The sequence below is a fragment of the Streptomyces sp. PA03-5A genome, from assembly GCF_033792725.1.
Lineage (GTDB): Bacteria > Actinomycetota > Actinomycetes > Streptomycetales > Streptomycetaceae > Actinacidiphila.
Window position 1 is genome coordinate 79,395 of sequence record NZ_JARAVL010000022.1, and the last position, 26,011, is coordinate 105,405.

The 26,011-nt window shown below is 70.1% G+C and carries 33 protein-coding genes; 4 read left to right on the forward strand and 29 right to left on the reverse strand.

Translation table 11 applies throughout. From position 1 onward, the window contains the following. Positions 1 to 829: 829 nt before the first annotated feature. The 4 genes from PV410_RS26410 to PV410_RS26425 form a co-directional block, all read right to left on the reverse strand. Positions 830 to 1,198, reverse strand: a complete 369-nt coding sequence (locus PV410_RS26410) for a holo-ACP synthase (RefSeq protein ID WP_500328127.1) — start codon at positions 1,196 to 1,198, stop codon at positions 830 to 832. Between the two features lie 7 nt (positions 1,199 to 1,205). Then, positions 1,206 to 3,053, reverse strand: a complete 1,848-nt coding sequence (glmS, locus tag PV410_RS26415; RefSeq protein ID WP_500328128.1) for a glutamine--fructose-6-phosphate transaminase (isomerizing) — start codon at positions 3,051 to 3,053, stop codon at positions 1,206 to 1,208. A gap of 98 nt (positions 3,054 to 3,151) precedes the next feature. Next, positions 3,152 to 3,958: an ABC transporter permease gene (locus PV410_RS26420; protein WP_500328129.1), complete on the reverse strand. Its 807-nt coding sequence runs from the start codon at positions 3,956 to 3,958 to the stop codon at positions 3,152 to 3,154. Continuing rightward, positions 3,955 to 4,929, reverse strand: a complete 975-nt coding sequence (locus PV410_RS26425) for an ATP-binding cassette domain-containing protein (RefSeq protein ID WP_500328130.1) — start codon at positions 4,927 to 4,929, stop codon at positions 3,955 to 3,957. Before PV410_RS26425 ends, PV410_RS26420 begins: the two co-directional genes overlap by 4 nt. Positions 4,930 to 5,091: 162 nt before the next feature. Between PV410_RS26425 and coaA the strand changes: the two genes are divergently transcribed. Beyond that, positions 5,092 to 6,084 (forward strand): type I pantothenate kinase, encoded by a 993-nt coding sequence (coaA, locus tag PV410_RS26430; protein ID WP_500328131.1) that lies wholly within the window; start codon positions 5,092 to 5,094, stop codon positions 6,082 to 6,084. A 29-nt stretch (positions 6,085 to 6,113) separates the two neighbouring features. After that, a complete protein-coding gene (locus tag PV410_RS26435) occupies positions 6,114 to 7,070 on the forward strand; it encodes a DUF389 domain-containing protein (protein ID WP_500328133.1) in 957 nt (318 codons plus the stop codon). Here the strand turns inward: PV410_RS26435 and glmM are convergent. From glmM to PV410_RS26455, 4 genes are all read right to left on the reverse strand, one after another. Then, complete coding sequence (glmM, locus tag PV410_RS26440; RefSeq protein ID WP_499513441.1) at positions 7,067 to 8,425, reverse strand: phosphoglucosamine mutase; 1,359 nt, start codon at positions 8,423 to 8,425, stop codon at positions 7,067 to 7,069. The genes PV410_RS26435 and glmM overlap by 4 nt on opposite strands. A 148-nt stretch (positions 8,426 to 8,573) precedes the next feature. Continuing rightward, positions 8,574 to 9,074: a 30S ribosomal protein S9 gene (gene rpsI / locus PV410_RS26445; RefSeq protein ID WP_319140461.1), complete on the reverse strand. Its 501-nt coding sequence runs from the start codon at positions 9,072 to 9,074 to the stop codon at positions 8,574 to 8,576. A gap of 42 nt (positions 9,075 to 9,116) precedes the next feature. Then, a complete protein-coding gene (rplM, locus tag PV410_RS26450) occupies positions 9,117 to 9,563 on the reverse strand; it encodes a 50S ribosomal protein L13 (protein ID WP_089229083.1) in 447 nt (148 codons plus the stop codon). 300 nt (positions 9,564 to 9,863) lie between these two features. Continuing rightward, on the reverse strand, positions 9,864 to 11,486 hold the full coding sequence (locus PV410_RS26455) for an ATP-binding cassette domain-containing protein (protein WP_500328135.1): 1,623 nt from the start codon (positions 11,484 to 11,486) through the stop codon (positions 9,864 to 9,866). A gap of 66 nt (positions 11,487 to 11,552) precedes the next feature. Here PV410_RS26455 and PV410_RS26460 point away from each other — a divergent pair, with 66 nt between their 5' ends. Both PV410_RS26460 and PV410_RS26465 read left to right on the forward strand, forming a co-directional pair. After that, a complete protein-coding gene (locus PV410_RS26460; RefSeq protein WP_500328136.1) occupies positions 11,553 to 11,723 on the forward strand; it encodes a hypothetical protein in 171 nt (56 codons plus the stop codon). A gap of 8 nt (positions 11,724 to 11,731) precedes the next feature. Next, positions 11,732 to 13,582, forward strand: a complete 1,851-nt coding sequence (locus PV410_RS26465; RefSeq protein ID WP_500328138.1) for a hypothetical protein — start codon at positions 11,732 to 11,734, stop codon at positions 13,580 to 13,582. Between the two features lie 43 nt (positions 13,583 to 13,625). Here the strand turns inward: PV410_RS26465 and truA are convergent, their stop codons facing one another. The 21 genes from truA to rplN form a co-directional block, all read right to left on the reverse strand. Next, the gene (gene truA / locus PV410_RS26470; protein WP_500328139.1) at positions 13,626 to 14,483 is read right to left on the reverse strand and encodes a tRNA pseudouridine(38-40) synthase TruA; all 858 of its coding nucleotides are present in this window, start codon (positions 14,481 to 14,483) and stop codon (positions 13,626 to 13,628) included. A gap of 72 nt (positions 14,484 to 14,555) precedes the next feature. Continuing rightward, positions 14,556 to 15,059, reverse strand: a complete 504-nt coding sequence (gene rplQ / locus PV410_RS26475) for a bL17 family ribosomal protein (protein WP_499513436.1) — start codon at positions 15,057 to 15,059, stop codon at positions 14,556 to 14,558. 81 nt (positions 15,060 to 15,140) lie between these two features. Continuing rightward, positions 15,141 to 16,163 (reverse strand): DNA-directed RNA polymerase subunit alpha, encoded by a 1,023-nt coding sequence (locus tag PV410_RS26480; protein WP_499513435.1) that lies wholly within the window; start codon positions 16,161 to 16,163, stop codon positions 15,141 to 15,143. Positions 16,164 to 16,269: 106 nt separating this feature from the next. Continuing rightward, a complete protein-coding gene (rpsD, locus tag PV410_RS26485; protein WP_500328141.1) occupies positions 16,270 to 16,896 on the reverse strand; it encodes a 30S ribosomal protein S4 in 627 nt (208 codons plus the stop codon). A 36-nt stretch (positions 16,897 to 16,932) separates the two neighbouring features. Then, positions 16,933 to 17,337 carry a 30S ribosomal protein S11 gene (gene rpsK / locus PV410_RS26490; protein ID WP_018558890.1) on the reverse strand — a complete coding sequence of 135 codons (405 nt, stop codon included), beginning with the start codon at positions 17,335 to 17,337 and terminating at the stop codon, positions 16,933 to 16,935. A gap of 67 nt (positions 17,338 to 17,404) precedes the next feature. Next, on the reverse strand, positions 17,405 to 17,785 hold the full coding sequence (rpsM, locus tag PV410_RS26495) for a 30S ribosomal protein S13 (protein ID WP_499513433.1): 381 nt from the start codon (positions 17,783 to 17,785) through the stop codon (positions 17,405 to 17,407). 187 nt (positions 17,786 to 17,972) lie between these two features. Continuing rightward, positions 17,973 to 18,086 (reverse strand): 50S ribosomal protein L36, encoded by a 114-nt coding sequence (gene rpmJ / locus PV410_RS26500; protein ID WP_003956441.1) that lies wholly within the window; start codon positions 18,084 to 18,086, stop codon positions 17,973 to 17,975. 29 nt (positions 18,087 to 18,115) lie between these two features. Continuing rightward, positions 18,116 to 18,337, reverse strand: a complete 222-nt coding sequence (gene infA, locus PV410_RS26505) for a translation initiation factor IF-1 (protein WP_003956442.1) — start codon at positions 18,335 to 18,337, stop codon at positions 18,116 to 18,118. A gap of 153 nt (positions 18,338 to 18,490) precedes the next feature. Beyond that, positions 18,491 to 19,327, reverse strand: coding sequence for a type I methionyl aminopeptidase (gene map / locus PV410_RS26510; protein ID WP_499513432.1), 837 nt, complete (start codon positions 19,325 to 19,327; stop codon positions 18,491 to 18,493). 92 nt (positions 19,328 to 19,419) lie between these two features. After that, positions 19,420 to 20,094, reverse strand: coding sequence for an adenylate kinase (locus tag PV410_RS26515; RefSeq protein WP_500328143.1), 675 nt, complete (start codon positions 20,092 to 20,094; stop codon positions 19,420 to 19,422). Continuing rightward, entirely contained in the window at positions 20,094 to 21,407 is a 1,314-nt protein-coding gene (gene secY, locus PV410_RS26520; RefSeq protein WP_500328144.1) for a preprotein translocase subunit SecY, read from the reverse strand. The genes PV410_RS26515 and secY overlap by 1 nt, the downstream gene beginning before the upstream one ends. Positions 21,408 to 21,630: 223 nt before the next feature. Continuing rightward, positions 21,631 to 22,095, reverse strand: coding sequence for a 50S ribosomal protein L15 (gene rplO / locus PV410_RS26525; protein ID WP_384295517.1), 465 nt, complete (start codon positions 22,093 to 22,095; stop codon positions 21,631 to 21,633). Between the two features lies 1 nt (position 22,096). Then, on the reverse strand, positions 22,097 to 22,279 hold the full coding sequence (gene rpmD / locus PV410_RS26530) for a 50S ribosomal protein L30 (RefSeq protein ID WP_087927574.1): 183 nt from the start codon (positions 22,277 to 22,279) through the stop codon (positions 22,097 to 22,099). Further along, positions 22,279 to 22,884 carry a 30S ribosomal protein S5 gene (rpsE, locus tag PV410_RS26535; protein ID WP_319658494.1) on the reverse strand — a complete coding sequence of 202 codons (606 nt, stop codon included), beginning with the start codon at positions 22,882 to 22,884 and terminating at the stop codon, positions 22,279 to 22,281. The genes rpmD and rpsE overlap by 1 nt, the downstream gene beginning before the upstream one ends. A gap of 40 nt (positions 22,885 to 22,924) precedes the next feature. After that, positions 22,925 to 23,308: a 50S ribosomal protein L18 gene (gene rplR, locus PV410_RS26540; protein ID WP_499513428.1), complete on the reverse strand. Its 384-nt coding sequence runs from the start codon at positions 23,306 to 23,308 to the stop codon at positions 22,925 to 22,927. Between the two features lie 3 nt (positions 23,309 to 23,311). Then, on the reverse strand, positions 23,312 to 23,851 hold the full coding sequence (gene rplF / locus PV410_RS26545) for a 50S ribosomal protein L6 (protein WP_500328147.1): 540 nt from the start codon (positions 23,849 to 23,851) through the stop codon (positions 23,312 to 23,314). 21 nt (positions 23,852 to 23,872) lie between these two features. Then, positions 23,873 to 24,271, reverse strand: coding sequence for a 30S ribosomal protein S8 (gene rpsH / locus PV410_RS26550; protein ID WP_326572868.1), 399 nt, complete (start codon positions 24,269 to 24,271; stop codon positions 23,873 to 23,875). Positions 24,272 to 24,467: 196 nt separating this feature from the next. Further along, positions 24,468 to 24,653: a type Z 30S ribosomal protein S14 gene (locus PV410_RS26555; protein WP_059127180.1), complete on the reverse strand. Its 186-nt coding sequence runs from the start codon at positions 24,651 to 24,653 to the stop codon at positions 24,468 to 24,470. Positions 24,654 to 24,656: 3 nt separating this feature from the next. Next, a complete protein-coding gene (gene rplE, locus PV410_RS26560) occupies positions 24,657 to 25,214 on the reverse strand; it encodes a 50S ribosomal protein L5 (RefSeq protein WP_018558880.1) in 558 nt (185 codons plus the stop codon). Continuing rightward, a complete protein-coding gene (gene rplX / locus PV410_RS26565; protein ID WP_431944472.1) occupies positions 25,214 to 25,537 on the reverse strand; it encodes a 50S ribosomal protein L24 in 324 nt (107 codons plus the stop codon). Before rplX ends, rplE begins: the two co-directional genes overlap by 1 nt. Before the next feature lie 3 nt (positions 25,538 to 25,540). After that, complete coding sequence (rplN, locus tag PV410_RS26570) at positions 25,541 to 25,909, reverse strand: 50S ribosomal protein L14 (protein ID WP_055718836.1); 369 nt, start codon at positions 25,907 to 25,909, stop codon at positions 25,541 to 25,543. Positions 25,910 to 26,011 lie beyond the last annotated feature (102 nt).

The following is a 26,011-nucleotide window of genomic DNA, read 5'->3' on the forward strand; positions in this document are numbered from 1 at the left end:
GGGCCATGTTCCCACCGCGGGGCCGTGGTTGCGCGCCGTGCGCGGTCCGTCTCTGCCCGGCCGGTGGCTGTGCGCGGGTGCGTACCGCCTGCGGGCGGCTGCGCCGGGCTGCCCGGGTGTTTGTGTGCGGGTTGTTTGCGCCTGCGGCAGGCGTCCACCCGCCCTCCCGCCCTCCCCCAGCCTTCGGCGGGGGGACCCCCATCCGGCGCGGTCAGTGACCGCCTCGCGCGGTCGTCGTGGGGTCGGTGCCGCGCCGGGGCACGCCCCCAGCCTTCGGCCGGGGGGACCCCCACCTCGGCGCTCGCGGCGCTGCCCCACAACATCCGGCCCCGCGCCCACCGCTCGTCGCCTGCGGGGGCACCCCGCCACACCCCCTCCTGCCGGTCGAGGCGACTAACGGCCGGACGAGGTTCAGAGAGCGGTCCGGGGTTGCCGCAAGTGCCTTACTCACCCCCACCGGCCGTCATGCGCCCACACAACGGGAGGGGGTGCGGCGGGGTGCGCCCATGGGGGTCCCCCCGGCCGAAGGCTGGGGGAGACGAGCGGCGGACCCGGGTGCCAAACGATGTCGGGGTAAACCGCGAGCGCTGTGGGGGCCCCCGGCCGAAGGCTGGGGGAGTGCGCCGGCGCGGCCCCGACTCAGGCACACGTTGCGAGACCCGCACCGACCGCGCCGGATGGGGGTCCCCCCGCCGAAGGCTGGGGGAGGGAGGGCGGGCGGGGGATGCCCGCCGCAGGCGTAGGCAACCCGCACACAGACACCCGGCCGCAAGGGAAACCGCAAGAACAAACGCCCCGCACGCGGCGACACGGGGTAGGCCGGACCGGGTCAGCCCTCGGCGATGACCACCGCGGACGCGACCCCCGCGTCGTGGCTGAGCGAGACGTGGAACGTCCGCACCCCCAACTGCTCGGCCCGCGCCGCCACCGTCCCCCGGACGATGAGCCGCGGCTGCCCCGAATCCTCCGTGACGACCTCCGCGTCCGACCAGTGCAGCCCACCGGGCGCCCCCAGCGCCTTCGCGACCGCCTCCTTCGCGGCGAACCGCGCCGCGAGGGAGGCGCCGCCCCGGCGGGCCCCACTGGGGAGGTGGAGCTCGCCGGGGAGGAAGAGCCGCTCGGCCAGACCGGGCGTGCGCTCCAGGGACTGCTCGAAGCGGTCGATCTCGGCGACGTCGATGCCCACCCCGATGATCACGGCGTGCTCACTCGACCGTGACGGACTTCGCGAGGTTCCGCGGCTGGTCGACCTCGTTGCCGCGGGCCGTGGCCAGTTCGCACGCGAAGACCTGCAGCGGCACCGTCGCGACCAGCGGCTGCAGCAGCGTCGGGGTCTGCGGCACCCGCACCAGGTGGTCGGCGTAGGGGACGACGGACTCGTCGCCCTCCTCCGCGATGACGATGGTGCGCGCCCCGCGGGCCCGGATCTCCTGGATGTTGGAGACGATCTTGTCGTGCAGCACCGAGCGCCCGCGCGGCGACGGCACGACCACGACGACGGGGAGGTCCTCCTCGATCAGCGCGATGGGGCCGTGCTTGAGCTCGCCGGCGGCGAAGCCCTCGGCGTGCATGTAGGCGAGTTCCTTGAGCTTGAGCGCGCCCTCCAGGGCGACGGGGTAGCCCACGTGGCGGCCGAGGAAGAGGACGGTGTTCTTGTCCTTGAGGGAGCGGGCCAGTTCGCGGACCGGCTCCATGGTCTCCAGGACCTGCTCGACCTGACGGGAGATCTGGGAGAGCTCGCGGATGACGGCGAGGATCTCGTCGCCCCACTTCGTGCCGCGCACCTGGCCCAGGTAGAGGGCGACGAGGTAGCAGGCGACGACCTGGGTGAGGAACGCCTTCGTGGAGGCGACGGCGACCTCGGGGCCGGCGTGGGTGTAGAGCACCGCGTCGGACTCGCGCGGGATGGTGGAGCCGTTGGTGTTGCAGATGGCCAGCACCTTGGAGCCCTGCTCGCGGGCGTGCCGCAGGGCCATGAGGGTGTCCATGGTCTCGCCGGACTGGCTGATGGCGACCACCAGGCTGCGCGGGGCCAGGATCGGGTCGCGGTAGCGGAACTCGCTGGCGAGCTCCACCTCGCAGGGGATGCGGGTCCAGTGCTCGATCGCGTACTTGGCGATCATTCCGGCGTGGAAGGCGGTGCCGCAGGCGACGATGACGATCTTGTCGACCTCGCGCAGCACGGAGGCGGGGATCCGTACCTCGTCGAGGGTCAGCAGTCCGCTCGCGTCGATCCGGCCCAGCAGCGTGTCGGCGACGGCCTTGGGCTGCTCGGCGATCTCCTTGAGCATGAAGTAGTCGTAGCCGCCCTTCTCGGCGGCGGAGGCGTCCCAGTCGATGTGGTACGGCCGGACGTCGGCGGGCTTGCCCTCGAAGTCGGTGACGGTGACGCCCCCGCGGCGCAGCTCCACGACCTGGTCCTGGCCGAGCTCGATGGCCTCGCGGGTGTACGCGATGAAGGCCGCGACGTCGGAGGCGAGGAAGTTCTCGCCGTCGCCGACGCCCACGACGAGCGGGGAGTTGCGGCGGGCGCCGACCACGACGTCGGGCTCGTCGGCGTGGACGGCCACCAGGGTGAAGGCGCCGTCGAGGCGGCCGCAGACCTGGCGCATGGCCTCGGCGAGGTCCCCGGTGGAGGAGTAGGCCTCGGCGAGGAGGTGGGAGACGACCTCGGTGTCGGTCTCGGAGAGCAGGTCGTGGCCGCGCTCGGCGAGTTCGGCGCGCAGGGCGGCGAAGTTCTCGATGATGCCGTTGTGGACGACGGCGACCCGGCCCGCGTTGTCCAGGTGCGGGTGCGCGTTGGCGTCCGTGGGGCCGCCGTGGGTGGCCCAGCGGGTGTGCCCGATCCCGGCGGGGCCGCTCGGCAGCGGACGCTCGTCCAGCAGCTTCTCCAGGTTGGCGAGCTTCCCGGCCCTCTTGGCCGCGGCGAGCCCGCCGTCGGCGAGGACGGCGACGCCCGCCGAGTCGTACCCCCGGTACTCCAGGCGCTTCAGACCCGCGATGACGACGTCGAGGGCGGACTGGCCGCCCACGTATCCAACGATTCCGCACATGGGAAGAACTCTAGGCGGCGGACGGCGGACGTCGAACCCGACGGCGGACGCCGGTGGGCCCCGGACCGGGACGGTCCGGGGCATCCCGGGAAGCGCGTTCAGCTGCGCGCGCGGTAGGCGCGCATCACCAGCGGGACGAAGACCACCGCGATCCCCGCGGCCCACAGCAGCGACCACATGACCGGTCCGGCGACCGCACCGGAGCCGGTCATCAATCCCCGTACGGCGTCGGCCAGGCGGGTGACCGGGTTCACGTCCGCCCACGCCCTGAGCCAGCCGGGCATGGTGTCCGCGCGCACGAAGGCGCTGGAGGTGAAGGTGAGCGGCATGACCAGCACGAAGCCGAAGGTCATCACCTTCTCCGGCTCGGAGACCAGCATCCCGATCAGCAGCGTCATCCAGGACATGGCGACCGCGAAGGCCAGCAGCAGGCCCGCCGCGCCCAGTACGCCGGGCACGCCGCCGTCCACGTCGAAGCCCATGAGCACGCCCAGGCCCAGCATCAGCAGCAGCGACCACAGTTGCTTGCCGAGGTCCGCCACGACCCGCCCCATGAGCGGCGCGGAACGGGCGATCGGCAGCGAGCGCAACCGGTCCAGGACGCCCTTGGTGAGGTCGATGTTGAGGCCCATCGCGGTGTTCATGGTCGCGAAGAGGGCGTTCTGCACGATGATCCCGGGCAGCGCGTACTGCAGGTAGGCGTCGGGCGATCCGGCCATCTGGCCGCCGAAGACGTAGGTGAAGAGCAGCACGAACATGACGGGCTGGACGCTGAGGTCCATCAGCTCCATCGGGTTGTGCTTGATCTGCACCAGGTTGCGCCAGGCGAGGGTGCAGGTCTGCTGCAGCCCGTCGCGGAGCCGGACCTTGGCGACCGGCATCAGGTCCGCGGTCACGGCGCTCATACCAGGGCCTCCGTCTTGTCCTCGTCCGTCGTCGTCTCCTTCACCGCGCGGTGCCCGGTGAGGGACAGGAACACCTCGTCGAGGCTGGAGCGGCGCAGCGTGAGCTCGCTCACCCGCACCCCGGCCTCGTCCAGCCGCCGTACGACGGCGGGCATCAGCTCCGGGTCGTTCACCGCAGCGGTGACCAGGCCGGACTCGATCTTCGCGCCGGGCCCGGCGACCACCGAGACCATCGCGTGGACCTTCTCCAGCTCCGCCGCGGCCATCGGCCGCACCTGCAGAACCTGGCCGCCGACCTGCTCCTTGAGCCCGTCGGGGGTGCCCTCGGCGATCACCCGGCCGCGGTCGATGACCGCGATGTCGTCGGCGAGCTGGTCGGCCTCCTCCAGGTACTGCGTGGTCAGCAGCACCGTCGTACCGTCCCCGACCAGGCCACGGACGATGTCCCACAGCTCGTTGCGGCTGTGCGGGTCCAGGCCGGTGGTGGGCTCGTCGAGGAAGAGCACCCGCGGCCGGCCGACCAGGCTGGCGGCAAGGTCGAGGCGGCGCCGCATGCCGCCGGAGTACGTCTTGGCGGCCCGGCCGCCGGCGTCGGCGAGCCGGAACTCCTCCAGCAGCCGCGTCGCCCGGGCGCGGGCCTCACGGCGCGGCAGGCCCAGCAGCCGGGCGATCATCAGCAGGTTCTCGTGGCCGGTGAGCATCTCGTCCACGGCCGCGTACTGCCCGGTGAGCCCGACGAGCGCGCGTACGGCGCCGGCCTCCCGCACCACGTCGTGGCCGCCGACGAGCGCCCGGCCGGCGTCCGGCCGCAGCAGGGTGGCCAGGATGCGCACCGCCGTGGTCTTCCCCGCCCCGTTGGGGCCGAGCACGCCGAGCACCGTGCCGCTGCGCGCGGCCAGGTCCACGCCGGCCAGGGCCGTGGTCTCCTTGAAGCGTTTGACCAGGCCCTCCGCCTGGATCGCGTAGCTCATCCGCGATGTCCTCCCCGTCATGGTTCGCTCGGTGTTGCTCCGTTGCGCACCACTGTCCCGGACGCCACTGACAACGGGCTGACATACCGCTGACGACGGCGCCGGCGCCGGCCCGGCCGACCCCGGCGTGAGCGCAGTTCACCGCGGCGCAACAATGAATCCGTGCCGCCGACGATTTCCCCCCACCCGACGCGCCGCCGCGCCGAGCCCACGCCGTACGTCGACCTGACGCGGGCCGAGTGGAGCGCGCTGCGCGACCGCACGCCGCTGCCGCTCACCGCGGACGAGGTCGAGCGCCTGCGCGGTCTCGGCGACGTCATCGACCTGGACGAGGTGATCGACGTCTACCTGCCGCTGTCGCGGCTGCTCAACCTCTACGTCGGCGCCACCCACGGACTGCGCGGCGCCGTCAACACCTTCCTCGACGACACCGGGGAGGGCCACGGCTCGCAGACCGGCACGCCCTTCGTCATCGGGGTCGCCGGCAGCGTCGCGGTCGGCAAGTCGACCACCGCGCGCATCCTGAAGGCGCTGCTCGCCCGCTGGCCGGAGCACCCGCGGGTGGAACTGGTCACCACCGACGGCTTCCTGCTCCCCAAGGCCGAGCTCCAGCGTCGCGGGCTGATGTCCCGCAAGGGCTTCCCCGAGTCGTACGACCGGCGCGCCCTGACGCGCTTCGTGGCCGACGTGAAGGCCGGCAAGGACGAGGTGCGCGCGCCCGTCTACTCGCACCTGATCTACGACATCGTGCCCGACGAGGAGCTGGTCGTCCGGCGCCCGGACATCCTCATCGTCGAGGGCCTGAACGTCCTGCAGCCCGCCCTGCCGGGCAAGGACGGCCGCACCCGGGTCGCGCTCGCCGACTACTTCGACTTCAGCGTGTACGTGGACGCGCGCACCGAGGACATCGAGCAGTGGTACCTGGCGCGCTTCCGCCAGCTGCGCGAGACCGCCTTCCAGAACCCGCTGTCGTACTTCCACCGCTACACCGAGGTCTCCGAGGTGGAGGCCATGGAGTACGGCCGTCACACCTGGCGCGCCATCAACCAGCCCAACCTGCTGGAGAACGTGCTGCCCACCCGCGGCCGCGCGACCCTGATCCTGCGCAAGGGCCCCGACCACAAGGTGCAGAAACTCTCCCTGCGCAAGCTGTAGTCCACCGGCCGCCGGGTAGCCTGCCCCGCATGCTGCATCTCCGGATGATCGTCCCGCAGGGGAGCACCGACGAGGTCGTGTCCCTCGTCGAGGGGACCGTGGGCGCCACCCACCTCGCCGTGCTGCCCGGAGCGGCCCGCAACCCGCGCGGGGACATCGTCATGTGCGACGTGGCGCGCGAGGCGGGCGACGAACTGCTGCGGGCCCTGCGGCGCATGGGCGTCGCCGACACGGGCTCGATCGCGGTGGAGCACATCGACCTGTCGCTGTCGGCCCGCGCCGAGAAGGCCGAGGAGGACGCGCCCGGGGAGGGCGCGGACGCCGTGCTGTGGGAGTCGCTGACCGACGCGACCCACGAGGAGTCCACCCTCACCGTCACCTATCTGGCGTTCCTGGCCCTGGCCACGATGCTGGCGGCCTGCGGCGTGATGCTCGACAGCGCGATCCTGATCGTCGGCGCGATGGTGGTCGGCCCGGAGTTCGGCCCGCTGGCGGGGGTGTGCACCGGTCTGGTCCAGCGCCACGGGCGGCTGGCCCGGCGCTCGCTGGTGGCGCTGCTGGTGGGCTTCCCGGTGGCGATGGTGCTCACCGGCGGCTTCGCCTACCTGATGGACGTCCTGGGCGTCTTCGGCGTGGCCGACTTCACGGCGCCGCATCCGTCGACCGCCTTCATCTGGCAGCCGGACGCCAGTTCCTTCGTGGTGGCGTTCCTCGCCGGGATCGCCGGGATCCTCTCGCTGACCTCCGCCAAGTCCGGCGCCCTGGTCGGCGTGGCGATCTCGGTGACCACCGTCCCGGCGGCCGCCAACGCCGCCCTTGCCCTGACCTACGGCGACTACCGCGAGCTGTGGGGCTCCTCGGCGCAACTGGGCGTCAACCTGGCGGGGATCGTCATCGCGGGCGTCCTGACGCTGCTCGCCCAGAAGGGCTTCTGGGCGATGCAGCGCAGGCGGCGGCGTACGGTGTCGGACGCGTCCTCGGTCTAGCCGAGCGCGGACTTCACGACGTCGGCGAGCCGGCCGGCCACCGAGCGGGCGTGGTCGATGTCGGCGGCCTCGACCATGACGCGGACCACCGGCTCGGTGCCGGAGGGGCGCAGCAGCACGCGGCCGGTGCTGCCGAGCTCGGCCTCCGCCTCGGCCACGGCCGCGGACAGCTCGCTGGAGGACCCGACACGGCTCCTGTCGACGTCCCGGACGTTGACCAGGACCTGCGGCAGCCGCTCCATGACGGTGGCCAGCTCGGCCAGCGAACGGCCGGTGGAGACGACCCGGGCGGCCAGCATGAGGCCGGTGAGGGTGCCGTCGCCGGTGGTGGCGTGGTCGAGGATGATCACGTGGCCGGACTGCTCGCCGCCGAGCGCGTAGCCGTGCTCCTTCATCGACTCCAGCACGTAGCGGTCGCCGACGGCGGTCTGGATCAGCTCGATGCCCTCGCGCTCCATGGCGAGCTTGAACCCCAGGTTGGACATGACCGTGCCGACGACGGTGTTCTTCCGCAGCCGGTCCGCCTCGCGCATGGCGACGGCCAGGACGGCCAGGATCTGGTCGCCGTCGACCTCGTTGCCCTGGTGGTCCACGGCCAGGCAGCGGTCGGCGTCGCCGTCGTGGGCGATGCCGAGGTCCGCGCCGTGTTCGATGACGGCGGCCTTGATCAGGTCCAGGTGGGTGGAACCGCAGCCGTCGTTGATGTTGAGGCCGTCCGGCTGGGCACCGAGGGTGACCACCTCGGCGCCGGCCCGGGCGAAGGCCTCGGGCGAGACGCGGGCCGCGGCGCCGTGGGCCTCGTCCAGGACGATCTTCAGGCCGTCCAGGCGGTTCGGCAGGACGCCGATCAGGTGGGCGACGTACTGGTCGAAGCCCTGGTCGTACTCACGCACGCGGCCCACGCCGGCGCCGGTGGGGCGGTCCCAGGGGGCGCCGGTGCGGTGCTCCTCGTAGACGGACTCGATGCGGTCCTCGAGCTCGTCCGCGAGCTTGTGGCCGCCCCGGGCGAAGAACTTGACGCCGTTGTCGGGCATCGGGTTGTGGCTCGCGGAGAGCATCACGCCCAGGTCCGCGCCGAGCGCGCCGGTGAGGTAGGCCACGGCCGGGGTCGGCAGCACGCCCACCCGCAGCACGTCGACGCCGGCGCTGGCGAGCCCGGCCACCACCGCGGCCTCCAGGAACTCTCCGGACGCACGCGGATCCCGTCCCACCACGGCCACCGGCTTGTGGCCCTCGAACGTGCCCGCCTCGGCGAGCACGTGCGCCGCCGCGACCGACAGTCCGAGCGCCAGCTCAGCCGTCAGATCCGCGTTCGCGACACCGCGCACACCGTCCGTACCGAAGAGTCGTCCCACGTCGTTACCTCCGAGATGTTGCCGTGCTCCGCCCCGTACTCGCCGGGCGTCCATCCGGTTATACGTCTATACCCCCCGGAATGCGTACGCCCCGGAGACGCACAAAGTGCCTCCGGGGCGTACGTGCAGTGCAGCGCGCGCGTGATGCTTAGCGCTTGCTGTACTGCGGCGCCTTGCGGGCCTTCTTCAGACCGGCCTTCTTGCGCTCGATCTCGCGAGCGTCACGGGTCAGGAAGCCGGCCTTCTTGAGCGGGCCGCGGTTGTTGTCGACGTCCGCCTCGTTCAGCGCACGGGCGACGCCCAGGCGCAGCGCACCGGCCTGGCCGGAGATGCCGCCGCCGTTGATGCGCGCGATGACGTCGTAACGGCCGTCGAGCTCAAGGATCTTGAACGGCTCGTTGACTTCCTGCTGGTGCACCTTGTTGGGGAAGTACTCCTCAAGGGTGCGACCGTTGATCGTCCACTTGCCGGAGCCCGGGATGATCCGGACGCGGGCGACGGACTCCTTGCGGCGGCCCGTGCCGGCGGCCGGCTGGGGCTCGCCGAAGCGGGAGGCGAGGGACTCGGAGGTGTACTCCTCCGGGATCTCGATGGTCTCCACGATCTCGCCGTCCTCGACGAGAGGGGTCTCAGGGGTGGTCTCGGCCACGATGCTCCTCAGATGCTTTCTGTGTATCGGTGGTGGCCGGGACTAGCCCTGCGCGACCTGGCTGATCTCGAACGGAACCGGCTGCTGGGCACCGTGCGGGTGCTCGGCACCCGCGTACACCTTCAGCTTGGAGAGCATCTGGCGGCCCAGGCTGTTCTTGGGCAGCATGCCCTTGACGGCCTTCTCGATGGCCTTCTCGGGGTTCTTGTCGAGCAGCTCGTCGTAGCGGACGGAACGCAGACCGCCCGGGAAGCCCGAGTGGCGGTAGGCCAGCTTCTGCTGCTTCTTGTTACCGGAGAGGTGCACCTTGTCGGCGTTGATGATGATGACGAAGTCACCGGTGTCGACGTGGGGCGCATAAATCGGCTTGTGCTTGCCCCTCAGGAGGGACGCGGTCTGGGACGCCAGACGGCCCAGGACGACGTCCTGCGCGTCAATGACGTGCCACTGGCGCTGGACATCGCCGGGCTTGGGGCTGAACGTACGCACGGTCGTAGCCTTCGCTTCTTCAGTGAGTGGGTACTGACAAGGCCACCCGGACGATCACGACAGCCCTGTCACCCTGCGGCGACGCATACCGCGAGGTGAACGCTGGTCATCGGCCCGGTGGACCGGCGTAGCGGCCTCTCACGTGAGAACGAGCAAGCCAATACGCATAACGAACCTGCAGAATACCCGCGGCTGCCCGTTCGGGTCAAAACAGCCGGTGCGGGGGCGTGCCCGCACCGGCCGCCCCCGCCCGCCCGCCTCGGGGGCGCCGGCCCCGGGCCCCCGGCCCCGAGGCCCCGGTCACCGCTCCCGCGCGACCCGTGTCTCGTCCCACACCGGCTCCGGCGCCTCCCGGACGACCCCGTCCGCACCGAAGACCAGGTACCGGTCGAAGCTGCGGGCGAACCAGCGGTCGTGCGTCACCGCGAGCACGGTCCCGTCGAACGCCTCCAGCCCCTCCTGCAGCGCCTCCGCCGACTCCAGGTCCAGGTTGTCGGTCGGCTCGTCCAGCAGCAGTGCCGTCGCCCCGGCCAGCTCCAGCAGCAGGATCTGGAAGCGCGCCTGCTGCCCGCCCGACAGCTGGTCGAAGCGCTGGTCGCCCTGCCGGTCGAGCTCGTAGCGCCGCAGGGCGGACATCGCCTTGCCGCGGTCGCGCGCGTGCTCGGTCCACAGGATGTCGACGAGGGTGCGCCCCGCGAGCTCCGGGTGCGCGTGCGTCTGCGCGAAGTGCCCCGGCACGACCCGCGCACCCAGCTTCCACTCCCCCGTGTGCCGCACGCCGGGGTCGCCGGCCAGCAGCCGCAGGAAGTGCGACTTGCCCGAGCCGTTCGAACCGAGGACGGCCACCCGCTCCCCGTAGAAGACCTCCAGGTCGAACGGCTTCATCAGCCCGGTCAGCTCCAGCCGCCCGCAGGTGACGGCGCGCATGCCGGTGCGCCCGCCGGACAGCCGCATGCGGATGTCCTGCTCGCGCGGCGGCTCCTGCGGCGGCCCCGCCTCCTCGAACTTCCGCAGCCGGGTCTGCGCGGCCCGGTAGCGGGAGGCCATGTCGGGGCTGATCGCCGCCTGCTGACGGAGGGTCAGCACGAGCTTCTTCAACCGGGCATGCTCCTCCTCCCAGCGCCGTCGCAGCTCCTCGAAGCGGGCGAAGCGTTCGCGCCGCGCCTCGTGGTACGTGGCGAAGCCGCTGCCGTGCACCCACACGTCCGAGCCGGCCGGTCCCGGCTCCACGCTGACGATCTTCTCGGCGGAGCGGGCCAGCAGCTCCCGGTCGTGGGAGACGAACAGCACCGTCTTCCTGGTCTGCTGCAGCTGCTCCTCCAGCCAGCGCTTCCCGGGGACGTCGAGGTAGTTGTCCGGCTCGTCCAGCAGCAGCACCTCGTCGGTGCCGCGCAGCAGCGCCTCCAGCACCAGCCGCTTCTGCTCGCCGCCCGACAGCGTCCGCACCTCGCGCCACTGGGCCCGCTCGTACGGAACCCCCAGCGCGGCCGTGGTGCACATGTCCCAGACCGTCTCGGCCTCGTAGCCGCGGGCCTCGGCCCAGTCGCTGAGCGCCTGCGCGTAGGCCAGCTGGGCGGCCTCGTCGTCCTGCGCCATGATCTCCAGCTCGGCGGCGTCGACCGCGGCGGCTGCCTCGCGGATCCGCGGCGTCGCCACGGACACCAGCAGGTCCCGCACGGTGCGGTCGTCCCGCACCGAGCCGACGAACTGCGGCATGACCCCCAGCCCGCCGCTCACCGTGACCGTGCCGCCGTGCGGCTTCAACTCACCGGAGATCAGCCGCAGGAGGGTCGTCTTGCCGGCGCCGTTCGCCCCGACGAGGGCCACCGCGGCGCCCTCGCCCACCCGGAACGAGACGTCGCCCAGCAACACCCGGCCGTCCGGCAGGTAGTACTCCAGATGCGCAACGTCCACATGTCCCATGCCGTGGATTCTCGTAGCACGGTCGCCCGCCGCCAAACTGGTTTTCTCCTCTATAGAATCCGCGCCATGACTGACGGGCCGCTGCAGCCGTACCACCCGGACGAGGGATGGACCGCACCGCCGGGACGGCAGGGCGTCCCGGGCGTCCCCCGGGAGCGGCGCCACGTGGTCCTCGGACGGGTCGGCTCCGGCGGCTCCGGCCGCTGCCCCGCCGAGGCCGGCTCGCCGGCCTGCTGACCCCGCCCATGCCCTCCCTGCGCACGCTGCTGACCCTGCCCCGCATGCTCCGCCACGGCGCCGCCGTCGGGGCCGGCCTGCCACCGGACGAGGCCGTCGTCCTGGACGTCCCCGGCGTCCCGCTGCGCGGCGCGCTCGCCGCGGCGGGGACCGGCGACCACGGGCCCGCCCGGGAGCTGCTGTCCGCGACCCGGCTGGGCTGCCAGTGGGAACTGCGCGACACCTACGTCTGCGAGCTGGCGCAGTTCGCGCTCCACAACCCCGGGTGGCTGGACGCCTGGCTCGCCGCCGCGCCCGAGGACCCGGACGCGGCGCTGGTCAAGGCCGACCTGTGCGTCCTCCAGGCCTGGGAGATACGCAGCGGCGCCCGTGCCTCCGAGGTCTCGCCGGAGCAGTTCAAGGCCTTCTTCGCGCTGCTCAAGGACGCGGTGCCGGTGATCGGCGCCGCCGCCGAGCTCAACCCAGCCGACCCCGTGCCGTGGCGCGTCGCGCTCACCCACGCGCGGGGCATGCAGTCCTCGCGGGAGATCTTCGACGCGTACTGGACCGAGGCCGTCGAGCGCGCCCCGCACCACTACGGCTGTCACGCCTCCGCCCTGCAGTACCTGTGCGCCAAGTGGTACGGGACCCACCGCGAGATGTTCGACTTCGCCGAGCAGGCCGCCGAGGAGGCGCTGCCCGGCTCGAAGATCAACTCATTGCCGCTGCTCGCGGCCGTCGAGTACGAGATCGTCGCGGGCGGACCCGCCGCCGACGACGCGTCCGGCGCGGACGCCGTCGAGCCCGCCCGCATCGCCGCCGCCGTGGACCGCGCCCTGGAGCTGTCCGGCTGGTACGACCCCGGCGACCCGGAGGCTGCGGGGTTCCGCAACCACCTGGCGCTGATGCTGATGCGCGCGGGCCGCTGGGAGGAGGCGCTGCGCGTCTTCCGCGACATCGGCGTGCACGCCACCAGCTTCCCCTGGGCCCACCTGGGCGCGGACCCCCGCCAGGAGTTCCTGGACTTCCGCACCGGGGTGCGGATGCAGGTCGCCACCCGCACGCCGTTCTTCGGCACCCCGCCCGCGGTCCCCGTACCGGCCGACGCCCCCGACTGGGCGCCGCGCGCCCTGGCGGTGGCCTCCGCACCGCTCACCGCCGTCGCGCAAGCGGCGCTGCTGTGCCGGACCGGGCTGCGGCTGGCCCCGGCGGGGGCGGACTTCACCCATGTCGAGCTGACCGGGGAAGGCAGTCTGGCGGGCGCGGTCGACCTGTTCACGGCGGGCGAGAAGTGGCCCGCGGTCGTCCTGCAGCGCTCGGGCGACCGGTACGGGATCACGCTGTACGCCAGGGGCAGGAAGGTCGCCGCGCACGAGTGGGCACCGGGGGCGCCCGTACCCTCGCTGGACGCCGCCGGCGCCACGGCCGCCGCCTTCGCCGCGGCCTACGGCGTCCACGACGCACGGCCCCTCACGGCGCTGCTGCGCGGCATGGACGCCCCGGGGCGGCGGCTCGCGGACACGGTGGCGGCACTGGGCCTGCCGGTGCTGCCGGAGGGCTTCGGGGAGCGTCCGGCCGCGCTCGACGGGGTGCCCGGCGCCCGGGTGCTCGCCCCGCGCGGTTTCCTCTCCGGGGTCAGGGACACCCTCACCACGGAGACGGGCGCGATGCCGCTCCCCCCGCGGGGCACGCCGGTGCGCCTCCCCGCCCGCTGGTGGGCGATGCGCGCGCTCTACCTGCTGCTGCTCGTCCCGGCCGCCTGCTTCTCCTGGTGGGGCGCCTTCCACGACCGCCTCCGCCCCGTCCCGCTGGTGCTGACGTCCCTGGGCTCGGGCTACGTCCTCACCCAGGTGGTCACGGCACTGCGGCGCCGCAGATGAACGCACGGGCCGGCGGCGGCCCGGTGCGCCGCGGCGCCGCCCCTCAGGCGCGCGGCAGCGGCAGGGTACGCATGTTGCGGGCCTCGCGGCTGCGCGCGGCCAGCAGCTCGTCCGCCGGGTAGCCGACCTCCTCCAGGGTCAGCCCGTGCGGCCGCACCACGTTGACCGCCGAGTGCCGGACCCGTCCCGCCAGCACCTCCCCGGGGAAACCGGCCGGCCGGTGGCCGTCGCCGACCAGCAGCATCGACCCGACCAGGGCGCGCACCATGTTGTGGCAGAAGGCGTCCGCCCGTACGGTCGCCACCGCCAGCCCGGAGGCGTCCCGCTCCCAGTGCAGCTCCAGGAGGGTGCGGATGGTCGTCGCGCCCTCCCGCTTCTTGCAGTAGGCCGCGAAGTCGTGCTCGCCGAGGAGCTTGCGCGCCGCCTCGTTCATCAGGTCGACGTCCACCGGCCGGTCGTGCCACAGCACGTGCCCCCGCAGCAGGGGGTCGACCCCGCCCTGGTGGTCGCCGACCCGGTAGGCGTAGCGGCGCCAGATCGCGGAGAAGCGCGCGTTGAAGCCGGCCGGGGCCTGCGAGACCTTCCACACCCGTACGTCCCAGGGCAGCCGTCCCGCCAGCCGGCGCAGCAGCTTGCCGCCCTCCGCCGCCCAGACGTCCACCGGCAGGTCGACGTGCGCGACCTGCCCGCGGGCGTGCACACCCGCGTCCGTACGCCCGGCGACGGTCAGCTCGACCGGCTCGGGCAGCCGCAGCACCGTCCGCAGGGCCGACTCCAGCTCCCCCTGCACGGTCCGCCGGTTTCGCTGCTTCGCCCAGCCGGAGAACTCGGCCCCGTCGTACGCCAGGTCCAGCCGCACCCGGACGTACCCGGGCTCCACCTCATCGCTCGCCACACTCACCCGCAGATCCTCTCAAACACGCGGACGGGCCCGCCCCCAGAGATCTGGGTGCGGGCCCGTCCGGTCAGGACGTCAGGCGTCCTTGGACTCCTCGGCCGGAGCCTCGGTGGCCTCGGCCTTGTCCTCGACCTCGGCCGGAGCCTCGGTCTTGGCCTCGGCCTCCTTGACCGCGCGCTTGGTCGCGGCCTCCGCCTCACCCGTGGCCTGCTGGGCCACGGTCAGCGCCTCCACCAGCTCGATGACGGCCATCGGCGCGTTGTCGCCGCGGCGGTTACCGATCTTGGTGATGCGGGTGTAACCACCCGGGCGGTTCTCGTACCGCGGGGCGATCTCGGTGAAGAGCGTGTGGACGATGCCCTTGTCCGTGATCGTCTGCAGTACCAGGCGACGGTTGTGGATGTCGCCCTTCTTCGCCTTGGTGATCAGGCGCTCCGCGACCGGACGCAGACGGCGCGCCTTGGCCTCGGTGGTGGTGATGCGACCGTGCTCGAACAGCGACTTCGCGAGGTTCGCGAGAAGCAGACGCTCGTGCGCGGCGCTGCCGCCCAGACGGGCACCCTTGGCGGGCTTCGGCATGGTGTTTCTCCTCAATCTCTGCACCGGCCGTGTCAGGTACCGGTGTCAGGCCCCCCAGGCGGACGCCTGGGGGCAGTCAGATCAGTACTGCTCGGTCTCCACGAAACCGGCGTCGACGTCGTCGTCCGCACCGAAGGTGTCGGCGGCGGAGGTCGGGTCGAATCCGGGCGGGCTGTCCTTCAGGGCCAGGCCCATGCCGGCCAGCTTCGCCTTGACCTCGTCGATCGACTTCGCACCGAAGTTGCGGATGTCGAGCAGGTCGGCCTCGGAGCGTGCCACGAGCTCACCCACGGAGTGGATGCCCTCACGCTTGAGGCAGTTGTAGGAACGGACGGTGAGCTCGAGCTCCTCGATCGGGAGCGCGAGGTCCGCCGCCAGGGCGGCGTCCGTGGGGGACGGGCCCATGTCGATGCCCTCGGCGTCGACGTTGAGCTCGCGGGCGAGCCCGAACAGCTCGACCAGGGTCTTGCCGGCCGAGGCCATCGCATCGCGCGGACGCATGGCCTGCTTGGTCTCGACGTCGACGATCAGCTTGTCGAAGTCGGTGCGCTGCTCGACACGGGTCGCCTCGACCTTGTAGGTGACCTTGAGCACCGGGCTGTAGATGGAGTCGACCGGGATGCGGCCGATCTCCTGGCCCTGCTGCTTGTTCTGGACGGCCGAGACGTAGCCGCGACCGCGCTCGACGGTCAGCTCCATCTCCAGCTTGCCCTTGCCGTTCAGGCTGGCCAGGACGAGGTCGGGGTTGTGCACCTCGACACCGGCCGGGGGCGCGATGTCGGCGGCGGTGACCACACCCGGGCCCTGCTTGCGCAGGTACATCACGACGGGCTCGTCGTGCTCCGAGGAGACGACGAGCTGCTTGATGTTGAGGATGAGGTCGGTGACGTCCTCCTTGACACCCGGCACGGTGGTGAACTCGTGCAGGACGCCGTCGACCCGGATCGAGGTGACGGCGGCACCCGGGATCGAGGAGAGGAGCGTACGGCGGAGCGAGTTGCCGAGGGTGTAGCCGAAGCCCGGCTCCAGCGGCTCGATCACGAACCGGGAACGGAACTCGTCGACGACCTCTTCGGCCAACGAAGGGCGCTGAGCGATCAGCATGGGGTGATGCCTCCAGTCTTCGGCACCCACTATTTGATGCCGAGGCTTCAAGGGTACGGGCGGCGCGGCGCCAGGAGCACCGCACCGCCCGGGACCGTGAGCGCTGCTACTTCGAGTAGAGCTCGACGATCAACTGCTCCTGCACCTGGGTGTCGATGACCGGGCGCTCGGGCAGGTTGTGCACGAGGATCCGCAGACGCGAGGGGATCGCCTCCAGCCAGGCCGGGACGGTCCTCTCGCCGGCCTCCCCCTGGGCCACCACGAAGGGCGTCAGGTTACGGGAGGACTCGCGGACCTCGACGATGTCGTTCGCGACGACACGGGCCGACGGGATGTCGGTCTTGACGCCGTTCACGAGGAAGTGGCCGTGACGGACCAGCTGCCGCGCATGATCACGCGACTTGGCGAAGCCCGCCCGGTAGACCACGTTGTCCAGCCGGGACTCGAGGATGCGGAGCAGGTTCTCACCGGTCTTGCCGGACCTGCGGTTCGCCTCCACGTAGTACCCGCGGAACTGCTTCTCAAGGACACCGTAGATGCGCGCGCACTTCTGCTTCTCGCGCATCTGCAACAGGTACTCGCTGTCCTTGGTGCGCCCGCGTCCGTGCTCACCCGGGGGGTAAGGACGGATCTCGATCGGGCACTTCGCGCTCTCGCACTTGCTCCCCTTGAGGAAGAGCTTCTGCTTCTCCCGACGGCAACGCTTGCAGTCGGCCCCGGTGTAACGCGCCATTCCTGTTTGTCTCCTACCTGCTCAGCGGATTGCTGATCAGACGCGCCGGCGCTTCGGCGGGCGGCATCCGTTGTGCGGGGTCGGAGTGACGTCCTGGATCGAGCCGACCTCGAGGCCGGTGGCCTGGAGGGAGCGGATCGCGGTCTCACGGCCGGAGCCGGGGCCCTTGACGAACACATCGACCTTGCGCATGCCGTGCTCCTGCGCGCGGCGCGCGGCCGACTCGGCGGCCATCTGCGCGGCGAACGGGGTCGACTTGCGCGAGCCCTTGAAGCCGACGTGGCCGGCAGAGGCCCAGGAGATCACGTTGCCGGACGGGTCCGTGATCGAAACGATGGTGTTGTTGAACGTGCTCTTGATGTGGGCGTGCCCATGAGCGACGTTCTTCTTCTCCTTGCGGCGCACCTTCTTGGCGCCGGCCTGACGGCCCTTCGGAGGCATATGTGGTTACTCCCGGTGGAGGTGGTCGGTCCTACAGCGAAGACCGCTGACGAGCGTCCGCTGAGGACTACTTCTTGCCCGGCTTCTTCTTGCCGGCGATGGCGCGACGCGGGCCCTTGCGGGTGCGGGCGTTGGTGTGGGTCCGCTGGCCGTGGACCGGCAGGCCGCGACGGTGGCGCAGGCCCTGGTAGCAGCCGATCTCGACCTTGCGACGGATGTCCGCCTGGATCTCGCGACGGAGGTCACCCTCGGTCTTGATGTTGGCGTCCACGTACTCGCGGATCTTGACCAGGTCCTCTTCGTCCAGGTCGCGGACCCGGGTGTCCGGGTTCACGCCGGTGGCGGCGAGGGTCTCCTTGGCCAGGGTGCGGCCGATGCCGAAGACGTAGGTGAGGGCGACCTCCACACGCTTCTCGCGCGGGATGTCGACACCTGAAACGCGTGCCATTCAATGGCTCCTGTTGGTGTCCGGGGGTCTTCCACAGCGCCGTTCCTGACCGCCGTACCAGGTACGGATCAGGTCTCCGGCCCCCGCCGGAGGTGCCGTCAGCCGGAGCGTTCCGGCCGGACGGGCGCTGCGTATGTACATGTGTTTCGCGTCGCGCGAAGAACTGCGAGGTGCAGGTCGGCGTGCGTCAGCCCTGGCGCTGCTTGTGGCGCAGGTTGTCGCAGATGACCATGACCCGGCCGTGACGGCGGATCACCTTGCACTTGTCGCAGATCTTCTTGACGCTCGGCTTGACCTTCATGGGATGTCAGGTTCTCCGGGTCTTGAGATCTACTTGTAGCGGTAGACGATCCGTCCGCGCGTGAGGTCGTAAGGGGACAACTCCACAACGACCCGGTCATCGGGAAGGATGCGGATGTAGTGCATGCGCATCTTGCCACTGATGTGCGCGAGGACCTTGTGACCGTTCTGCAGCTCCACCTTGAACATAGCGTTCGGCAGAGACTCGATCACGGTGCCCTCGATTTCGATGGCGCCTTGCTTCTTGGCCATGTCCTGCTTTCGGGATCGGCTACCTTGGTCGGCTTTTGGCATGCCTGAAGGCATACGCGGGCCGACGTGACAGTCTACGTCAGCCGATCTGGAAAGACGAATCCGGGGTGTATGCCCGCGAAAGATGATCGGTAAGCGCGGCGGGCGGGGCGCTCAGGCGAGCGGGTCCGGCGCGGCCGTGATCCCGTACTCCGCCAGCTTGGCCTTGCCGCCGTCGCGGGCGGTCAGGACCAGCGGGCCCTCCTCGGTGAGCGCGACGGAGTGCTCCCAGTGCGAGGACCAGGTGCCGTCGTCGGTCTTGACCGTCCACTCGTCCTCGAGGACGTGGGTGAGCGGGGTGCCGAGGCTGACCATCGGCTCGATGGCCAGGCACATGCCGGGCACCAGGCGGGGGCCCTTGCCGCGCTTGCGGGACACGTAGTTCAGCAGGTGGGGGTCCATGTGCATCTGCGAACCGATGCCGTGGCCGCCGTACTCCTCGATGATCCCGTACTTGCCGCCGCCGGGCTTCGGCTGCCTGCGGATGTACGTCTCGATGGCACGGGAGATGTCGACCAGACGGTCACCCTTGCGGAAGGCGGCGATGCCGGCCCACATGGACTCCTCGGTCACCCGGCTGAGCTCCACCAGTTCCGGAGCGTGGCCGCTGCCCACGAACGCCGTGTACGCGGCGTCGCCGTGCCAGCCGTCGACGATCGCGCCGCAGTCGATCGAGATGACGTCGCCGTCCTTCAGGACGGTCGCGGTGTCCGGGATGCCGTGGACGACGACGTCGTTCACGGAGGTGCAGATGGTGGCGGGGAAACCACCGTACCCCAGGAAGTTCGGCTTGGCCCCGTGGTCGGCGAGGACCTTGCGGGCCACGTCGTCCAGGTCCTTGGTGGTGGCCCCCGGGACGGCCGCCTCACGGGTGGCCTCGTGGATCGCGGCGACGACCAGGCCGGCCGCGCGCATCTTCGCGATCTGCTCGGGGCTCTTGATCTCCACCATCGGTCCTGGCCTTCCTTCGTCCCACCGGATACCTCAACGGTACGGCCGCGGGGTCCTGGGGGACACCGCGGCCGTACCGGTCACGCATGTGCTCAGGCGGCGCTGTCGCCCGAGTCCTTCTTGTCGTGCAGCGCGTCCATCGCCCGCTTGGTCACCTCGGCGACCTTGCCCAGGGCCGAGATGGTGCGCACCAGGCCCTGCTGCTTGTAGTAGTCGATGATCGGCTCGGTCTTGCTGTGGTACTCCTCCAGCCGGACCCGCACCTTCTCCTCGGTGTCGTCCGACCGCTGGTAAAGCTCGCCGCCGCACTCGTCGCAGACGTTCTCATCGGCCGGCGGGTTGTACACCACGTGGAAGACGTGGCTGCCGTTCTTGCGGCACAGCCGGCGACCGGCGATCCGCTTGACGACCTCCTCCTCGGGAACCTCGAGGTCCAGCACCGCGTCCAGCGCTATCCCGGCCTCGGCGAGGATCTTGTCGAGCGCCTGCGCCTGGCCCACGTTCCGCGGGAAGCCGTCGAGCAGGAAGCCGTTCCCGGCGTCCGGCTGCAGCATGCGGTCCTTGGCCATGCCGATGGTGATCTCGTCGGGTACCAGCCGGCCGGCGTCCATGTACTCCTGGGCCTTGCGGCCCAGCTCCGTGCCCTGGCTGATGTTCGCCCGGAAGAGGTCGCCCGTGGAGATGTGCGGGATCGACAGGTTCCTGGCAAGGTACGCAGCCTGCGTACCCTTGCCGGCCCCGGGGGGCCCGACGAGGACGATGCGCATCAGCGGAGGAACCCTTCGTAGTTACGCTGCTGAAGCTGGCTCTCGATCTGCTTCACGGTCTCCAGGCCGACACCCACGATGATCAGGATGCTCGTCCCGCCGAACGGGAAGTTCTGGTTCGCGTTGAACAGCACCAGCGCCACGGTGGGCACCAAGGCGATCAGACCCAGGTACATCGCGCCCGGCCACGTGATGCGGTTGAGCACGTAGCTGAGGTACTCCGCGGTGGGACGACCAGCCCGGATGCCCGGGATGAACCCACCATACTTCTTCATGTTGTCCGCGACTTCTTCGGGGTTGAACGAGATGGCCACGTAGAAGAAGGCAAAGAAGACAATCAGCAGGAAGTACGCGGTGATGTAGATCGGGTGATCACCCTTGACCAGGTTGTCCCTGACCCAGTTTGCCCAGGTAGACGTGGATCCACTGAACTGGACGACCAGTGACGGGATGTACAGGAGCGATGACGCGAAGATGACGGGAATCACACCCGCCTGGTTCACCTTCAGCGGGATGTAGGTGGACGTTCCTCCGTACGAACGACGGCCGATCATGCGCTTCGCGTACTGCACGGGGATGCGGCGCTGCGCCTGCTCGACGAAGACGACGAGGGCGACCATCGCCAGACCCACCAGGATGACCGCGCCGAACTCGACCCAGCCGTCCGCGATCTTCCCGGACTTCTTGATCGCCCAGAGGGCGCCGGGGAAGCCGGCCGCGATCGACAGGAACATCAGGATCGACATGCCGTTGCCGATGCCGCGGTCGGTGATGAGCTCGCCCAGCCACATGATGAGGGCGGTACCCGCGGTCATCGTGATGACCATCGTGATCGTGGTGAAGATCGACTGGTCGGGGACGATGTTGAAGCGGTCGGGGCACTGCTGGAAGAGGCTGCCGGAACGGGCGGTGGCCACCAGGCCGGTGCCCTGCAGGATCGCCAGCGCCACGGTGAGGTAGCGCGTGTACTGCGTGATCTTGGTCTGGCCGGCCTGGCCCTCCTTCTTGAGGGCTTCCAGGCGCGGGATGACCACGGTGAGCAGCTGCAGGATGATGCTCGCGGTGATGTACGGCATGATGCCGAGCGCGAAGATCGTGAGCTGCAGAAGCGCGCCGCCGCTGAAGAGGTTCACCAGGCCGAAGAGGCCCTGGTTCCCGCCGACCGCCTTGATGCAGGAGTTGACCACCTGGTAGTCGACCCCAGGGATCGGAATGTGCGCTCCCAGCCGGAACAGCACCATGATGCCCAGCGTGAACAGCAGCTTCTTGCGCAGGTCGGGCGTCCTGAACGCCCGGGCGAACGCGGTGAGCACGGTGCCTCCTGCGCCCCCCGCTTCTTCGGCGGGAGGTGACGGTGTTGAAAGCTACGAATGGTCGAACTGCAAAACGATGGGGGTTGCCTGACCCGCGTCAGCGCACAGGCTCCGCAAGACCAGCCCGGCCCACCTTACCGGCGAGCGTCCGTCCCCGGAATGACCAACCGGGGATGCCCCGCACGAAAGTGCGGAACATCCCCGGCTGGATGTGGCATCACTCTCAGACGAGCTCGGTGACCGAGCCGCCCGCGGCGGTGATCTTCTCCTTGGCGGAGCCGGAGACCGCGTCGACGGTCACCTGCAGCGCCACGGAGACCTCGCCGGTGCCCAGCACCTTGACGAGCTGGTTCTTCCGCACGGCACCCTTGGCGACCAGGTCGGCCACCGTGACCTCGCCACCCTCGGGGTAGAGCGCGGTCAGCTTGTCCAGGTTCACGACCTGGAACTCGGTGCGGAACGGGTTCTTGAAGCCCTTGAGCTTCGGCAGACGCATGTGGAGGGGCATCTGCCCACCCTCGAAGCGTGCCGGAACCTGGTAGCGGGCCTTCGTGCCCTTGGTACCACGACCGGCCGTCTTGCCCTTGGACGCCTCACCACGACCCACACGGGTCTTGGCGGTCTTGGCACCGGGGGCCGGACGGAGGTTGTGGACCTTCAGCGGGTTCGACGTGTTGTCGGTGCCCATGTCAGTCAACCTCCTCGACCGTGACGAGGTGGCGGACGGTCTGGACCATGCCGCGGATCTCCGGGCGGTCCTCCTTGACCACAACGTCGTTCAGCCGCTTCAGGCCGAGCGAACGCAGGGTGTCACGGTGGTTCTGCTTGCTGCCGATGTACGACTTGACCTGCGTGACCTTGAGGCGAGCCATTACGCACCCACCCCAGCACGCGCCCGGAGCAGAGCCGCGGGGGCCACGTCCTCGAGGGGCAGGCCACGACGGGCGGCGATCTCCTCGGGGCGCTGCAGCCCCTGGAGAGCGGCCACCGTGGCGTGCACGATGTTGATCGCGTTGTCGGAGCCGAGCGACTTCGACAGGACGTCGTGGATGCCGGCGCACTCCAGAACGGCGCGCACCGGACCACCGGCGATCACACCCGTACCGGGGGAAGCAGGCTTGAGCAGGACGACGCCCGCGGCCTTCTCGCCCTGGATGGGGTGGGGGATGGTGCCCTGGATACGGGGGACCTTGAAGAAGTGCTTCTTGGCCTCCTCAACACCCTTGGCGATGGCGGCCGGCACCTCCTTGGCCTTGCCGTAACCGACACCCACGGTGCCGTCACCGTCGCCCACCACGACCAGCGCGGTGAAGCTGAAGCGACGACCACCCTTCACAACCTTGGCGACGCGGTTGATCGCGACGACGCGCTCAACGTACGCGGTCTTCTCGGCGGCAGCTGCGCCGCCGTCACGGCCCTTCCGGTCCCGCCGCTCGCCGCCACCGGCACCGCCACCGCGGCGCTGGGGTCCAGCCATTGGATTACCTCTCTCTGTTTCCGCTAGCTACGGAACCGGCTCAGAAACCGAGCCCGGCTTCGCGGGCGGCGTCGGCAAGGGCGGCGATGCGCCCGGCGTACCGGTTGCCACCACGGTCGAACACGACGGTCTCGACACCGGCCGCCTTGGCGCGCTCGGCGACCAGCTGGCCGACCTTCTTGGCCTGCTCGGTCTTGTCACCCTCGACGCCTCGGATGGAGGTGTCCAGGTGCGACGCCGAGGCCACGGTGTGGCCCTTGAGGTCGTCGATGACCTGCGCCGTGATACCGCGGTTGGAGCGGGTCACGACCAGGCGCGGACGCGCCTCGGTGCCCGAGATCCGCTTGCGGACGCGGATGTGGCGGCGCTTCTTGGCGGCGCCCTTGTAAGCATCGCCCTTGGCGATCTTCACACCGTATGCCATGGCTTACTTACCAGCCTTTCCGACCTTGCGGCGGATGACTTCGCCCTCGTACTTGACACCCTTGGCCTTGTACGGGTCGGGCTTCCGCAGCTTGCGGATGTTCGCGGCGACCTCGCCGACCTTCTGCTTGTCGATGCCCTCGACCGAGAACTTGGTGGGGCTCTCGACCTTGAAGGAGATGCCCTCGGGGGCCTCGACGACGATCGGGTGGCTGTAGCCCAGGGCGAACTCCAGGTTGGAGCCCTTCGCCTGGACGCGGTAACCGACACCGCTGATCTCGAGCTTCTTCACGTAGCCCGCGGTCACGCCGGTGATCATGTTCGCCACCAGCGTGCGCGACAGGCCGTGCAGGGCCTTGTTCAGGCGCTCGTCGTTCGGACGCGACACCTGCAGGGTGCCGTCCTCGCCCTTGACGATCTCGATCGGCGCGGCAACGGTGTGGGTCAGGGAACCCTTGGGGCCCTTCACCGAGACCGTCCGGCCATCGATGGTGACGTCCACGCCGGCGGGAACCGGGATGGGCAGCCGTCCAATACGCGACATGGCTATACCTCCGTTTCCCGACTACCAGACGTAGGCGAGGACTTCCCCACCCACGCCCTTCTTGTTTGCCTGCTTGTCGGTGAGGAGCCCGTGGGAGGTGGAGATGATCGCCACGCCCAGGCCGCCGAGCACCTTCGGCAGGTTGGTGGACTTTGCGTAGACCCGCAGACCGGGCTTGCTGATGCGCTTGATGCCGGCGATCGAGCGCTCGCGGTTCGGACCGAACTTCAGCTCGAGAACGAGGTTCTTGCCGACCTCGGCGTCCTCGACCTTCCAGCCGGTGATGTAACCCTCCTGCTGGAGGATCTCCGCGATGTGCGACTTGATCTTGCTGAACGGCATGGTGACCTCGTCGTGGTACGCGGAGTTCGCGTTCCGCAGACGCGTCAGCATGTCTGCGATCGGGTCAGTCATGGTCATGTGATGGCCTTAGGCCTCTCTCGCCGGGGTTTCCTATATGCGCCATCCCTCTCCCCCATCAGACTGGGGACGGGTGCGGCGCGGGGACCTACGGCGTAGTAAGACGGTCATGGGCGGCGGGCGCCCAACCCTTCTACCTTACGGTATGCAGGGCTGGGCTCCCGCCACTCATCTGCTTACCGAGAGCCCCTGGTGGTTACCAGGAGCTCTTGGTCACGCCCGGCAGCTCACCGCGGTGCGCCATCTCACGAAGGCACACGCGGCACAGGCCGAACTTGCGGTACACGGAGTGCGGACGGCCACAACGCTGGCAGCGCGTGTAGGAACGCACGCCGAACTTGGGCTTGCGGGCGGCCTTCGCGATAAGAGCCTTCTTCGCCACGGCTCACGCCTCCTTGAACGGGAAGCCGAGGTGACGGAGGAGCGCGCGGCCCTCAGCGTCGTTGGTCGCCGTGGTCACCACGGTGATGTCCATACCCCGGGTGCGGTCGATCTTGTCCTGGTCGATCTCGTGGAACATGACCTGCTCCGTGAGACCGAAGGTGTAGTTGCCTCGGCCGTCGAACTGCTTCGGCGACAGACCGCGGAAGTCGCGGATGCGCGGGAGCGCGAGCGACAGCAGACGGTCCAGGAACTCCCACATGCGGTCACCGCGGAGGGTGACGTGGGCGCCGATGGGCTGACCCTCGCGCAGCTTGAACTGCGCGATGGACTTCCGGGCCTTGGTGACGGCCGGCTTCTGGCCGGTGATCGTGGTGAGGTCGCGGATCGCGCCCTCGATCAGCTTGGAGTCGCGGGCGGCGTCGCCCACACCCATGTTGACCACGATCTTGGTGAGACCGGGGATCTGCATGACGTTCTCGTACTGGAACTCGTCACGCATCTTGCCCGCGATCTCCTCGCGGTAGCGCGCCTTCAGACGAGGCGAAGTGGTGGCAGTCATCAGATGTCCTCACCCGTCCGCTTGGCAACGCGGATCTTGTTGCCCTCGTCGTCGAAGCGGTAGCCGACGCGGGTCACGACCTTCTTGCCGTCCTTCTCCACGACCAGCTGGACGTTGGAGACGTGGACGGGAGCCTCCGTCGTGATGATGCCGCCGGTCTTCGAACCACGCGCGGTCTGGCCGGCCTTGGTGTGCTTCTTGACCCGGTTGACACCCTCGACCAGGACACGGTCCTCAGCCGGGTAGGCCGCGATGACCTTGCCCTGCTTGCCCTTGTCCTTACCGGTGATGACCTGGACCAGGTCGCCCTTCTTGATCTTCATCGGTTACAGCACCTCCGGCGCGAGCGAGATGATCTTCATGAACTTCTTCTCGCGCAGCTCCCGGCCCACGGGGCCGAAGATACGGGTGCCGCGGGGGTCACCGTCGTTCTTGAGGATGACGGCCGCGTTCTCGTCGAAGCGGATGTACGAACCGTCGGGACGGCGGCGCTCCTTGACGGTGCGCACGACGACCGCCTTGACGACGTCGCCCTTCTTCACGTTGCCACCGGGGATCGCGTCCTTGACGGTGGCGACGATGACGTCACCGATTCCTGCGTAGCGGCGACCGGAGCCACCGAGGACACGGATGCAAAGGATCTCCTTCGCGCCCGTGTTGTCGGCGACACGCAGTCGCGACTCCTGCTGGATCACGTCTATCTCCTGATCGTCTGCCGGTTCCCTCCGGGGCTGGCCCGGAGAGCCTGGCGGAACCGTCCTGCGGGGAACCCCCCGCAGGAATTACGTGCCGGCCGG

Excerpts from the sequence above, each read along its gene's own strand:
- map (WP_499513432.1), bottom strand. The coding sequence starts at position 19,327 with ATGGTGGAGATCAAGAGCCCCGAGCAGATCGCGAAGATGCGCGCGGCC.
- PV410_RS26435 (WP_500328133.1), top strand. The coding sequence starts at position 6,114 with ATGCTGCATCTCCGGATGATCGTCCCGCAGGGGAGCACCGACGAGGTC.
- rplR (WP_499513428.1), bottom strand. The coding sequence starts at position 23,308 with ATGGCATACGGTGTGAAGATCGCCAAGGGCGATGCTTACAAGGGCGCC.
- rpsM (WP_499513433.1), bottom strand. The coding sequence starts at position 17,785 with ATGGCACGCGTTTCAGGTGTCGACATCCCGCGCGAGAAGCGTGTGGAG.
- rplX (WP_431944472.1), bottom strand. The coding sequence starts at position 25,537 with ATGAAGATCAAGAAGGGCGACCTGGTCCAGGTCATCACCGGTAAGGAC.
- rpsD (WP_500328141.1), bottom strand. The coding sequence starts at position 16,896 with ATGGCGCGTTACACCGGGGCCGACTGCAAGCGTTGCCGTCGGGAGAAG.
- PV410_RS26480 (WP_499513435.1), bottom strand. The coding sequence starts at position 16,163 with ATGCTGATCGCTCAGCGCCCTTCGTTGGCCGAAGAGGTCGTCGACGAG.
- rpmD (WP_087927574.1), bottom strand. The coding sequence starts at position 22,279 with ATGGCTCGCCTCAAGGTCACGCAGGTCAAGTCGTACATCGGCAGCAAG.
- rplF (WP_500328147.1), bottom strand. The coding sequence starts at position 23,851 with ATGTCGCGTATTGGACGGCTGCCCATCCCGGTTCCCGCCGGCGTGGAC.
- rpsK (WP_018558890.1), bottom strand. The coding sequence starts at position 17,337 with ATGCCTCCGAAGGGCCGTCAGGCCGGCGCCAAGAAGGTGCGCCGCAAG.
- PV410_RS26515 (WP_500328143.1), bottom strand. The coding sequence starts at position 20,094 with ATGCGCATCGTCCTCGTCGGGCCCCCCGGGGCCGGCAAGGGTACGCAG.
- PV410_RS26425 (WP_500328130.1), bottom strand. The coding sequence starts at position 4,929 with ATGAGCTACGCGATCCAGGCGGAGGGCCTGGTCAAACGCTTCAAGGAG.
- PV410_RS26455 (WP_500328135.1), bottom strand. The coding sequence starts at position 11,486 with ATGGGACATGTGGACGTTGCGCATCTGGAGTACTACCTGCCGGACGGC.
- rpmJ (WP_003956441.1), bottom strand. The coding sequence starts at position 18,086 with ATGAAGGTCAAGCCGAGCGTCAAGAAGATCTGCGACAAGTGCAAGGTG.
- PV410_RS26460 (WP_500328136.1), top strand. The coding sequence starts at position 11,553 with ATGACTGACGGGCCGCTGCAGCCGTACCACCCGGACGAGGGATGGACC.
- rplE (WP_018558880.1), bottom strand. The coding sequence starts at position 25,214 with ATGACTGCCACCACTTCGCCTCGTCTGAAGGCGCGCTACCGCGAGGAG.
- infA (WP_003956442.1), bottom strand. The coding sequence starts at position 18,337 with ATGGCCAAGAAGCAAGGCGCCATCGAAATCGAGGGCACCGTGATCGAG.
- PV410_RS26420 (WP_500328129.1), bottom strand. The coding sequence starts at position 3,958 with ATGAGCGCCGTGACCGCGGACCTGATGCCGGTCGCCAAGGTCCGGCTC.
- rplQ (WP_499513436.1), bottom strand. The coding sequence starts at position 15,059 with ATGCCGAAGCCCGCCAAGGGTGCCCGTCTGGGCGGCAGCGCCGCGCAC.
- glmS (WP_500328128.1), bottom strand. The coding sequence starts at position 3,053 with ATGTGCGGAATCGTTGGATACGTGGGCGGCCAGTCCGCCCTCGACGTC.
- rpsH (WP_326572868.1), bottom strand. The coding sequence starts at position 24,271 with ATGACCATGACTGACCCGATCGCAGACATGCTGACGCGTCTGCGGAAC.
- PV410_RS26465 (WP_500328138.1), top strand. The coding sequence starts at position 11,732 with ATGCCCTCCCTGCGCACGCTGCTGACCCTGCCCCGCATGCTCCGCCAC.
- rplO (WP_384295517.1), bottom strand. The coding sequence starts at position 22,095 with ATGGGCACCGACAACACGTCGAACCCGCTGAAGGTCCACAACCTCCGT.
- rpsE (WP_319658494.1), bottom strand. The coding sequence starts at position 22,884 with ATGGCTGGACCCCAGCGCCGCGGTGGCGGTGCCGGTGGCGGCGAGCGG.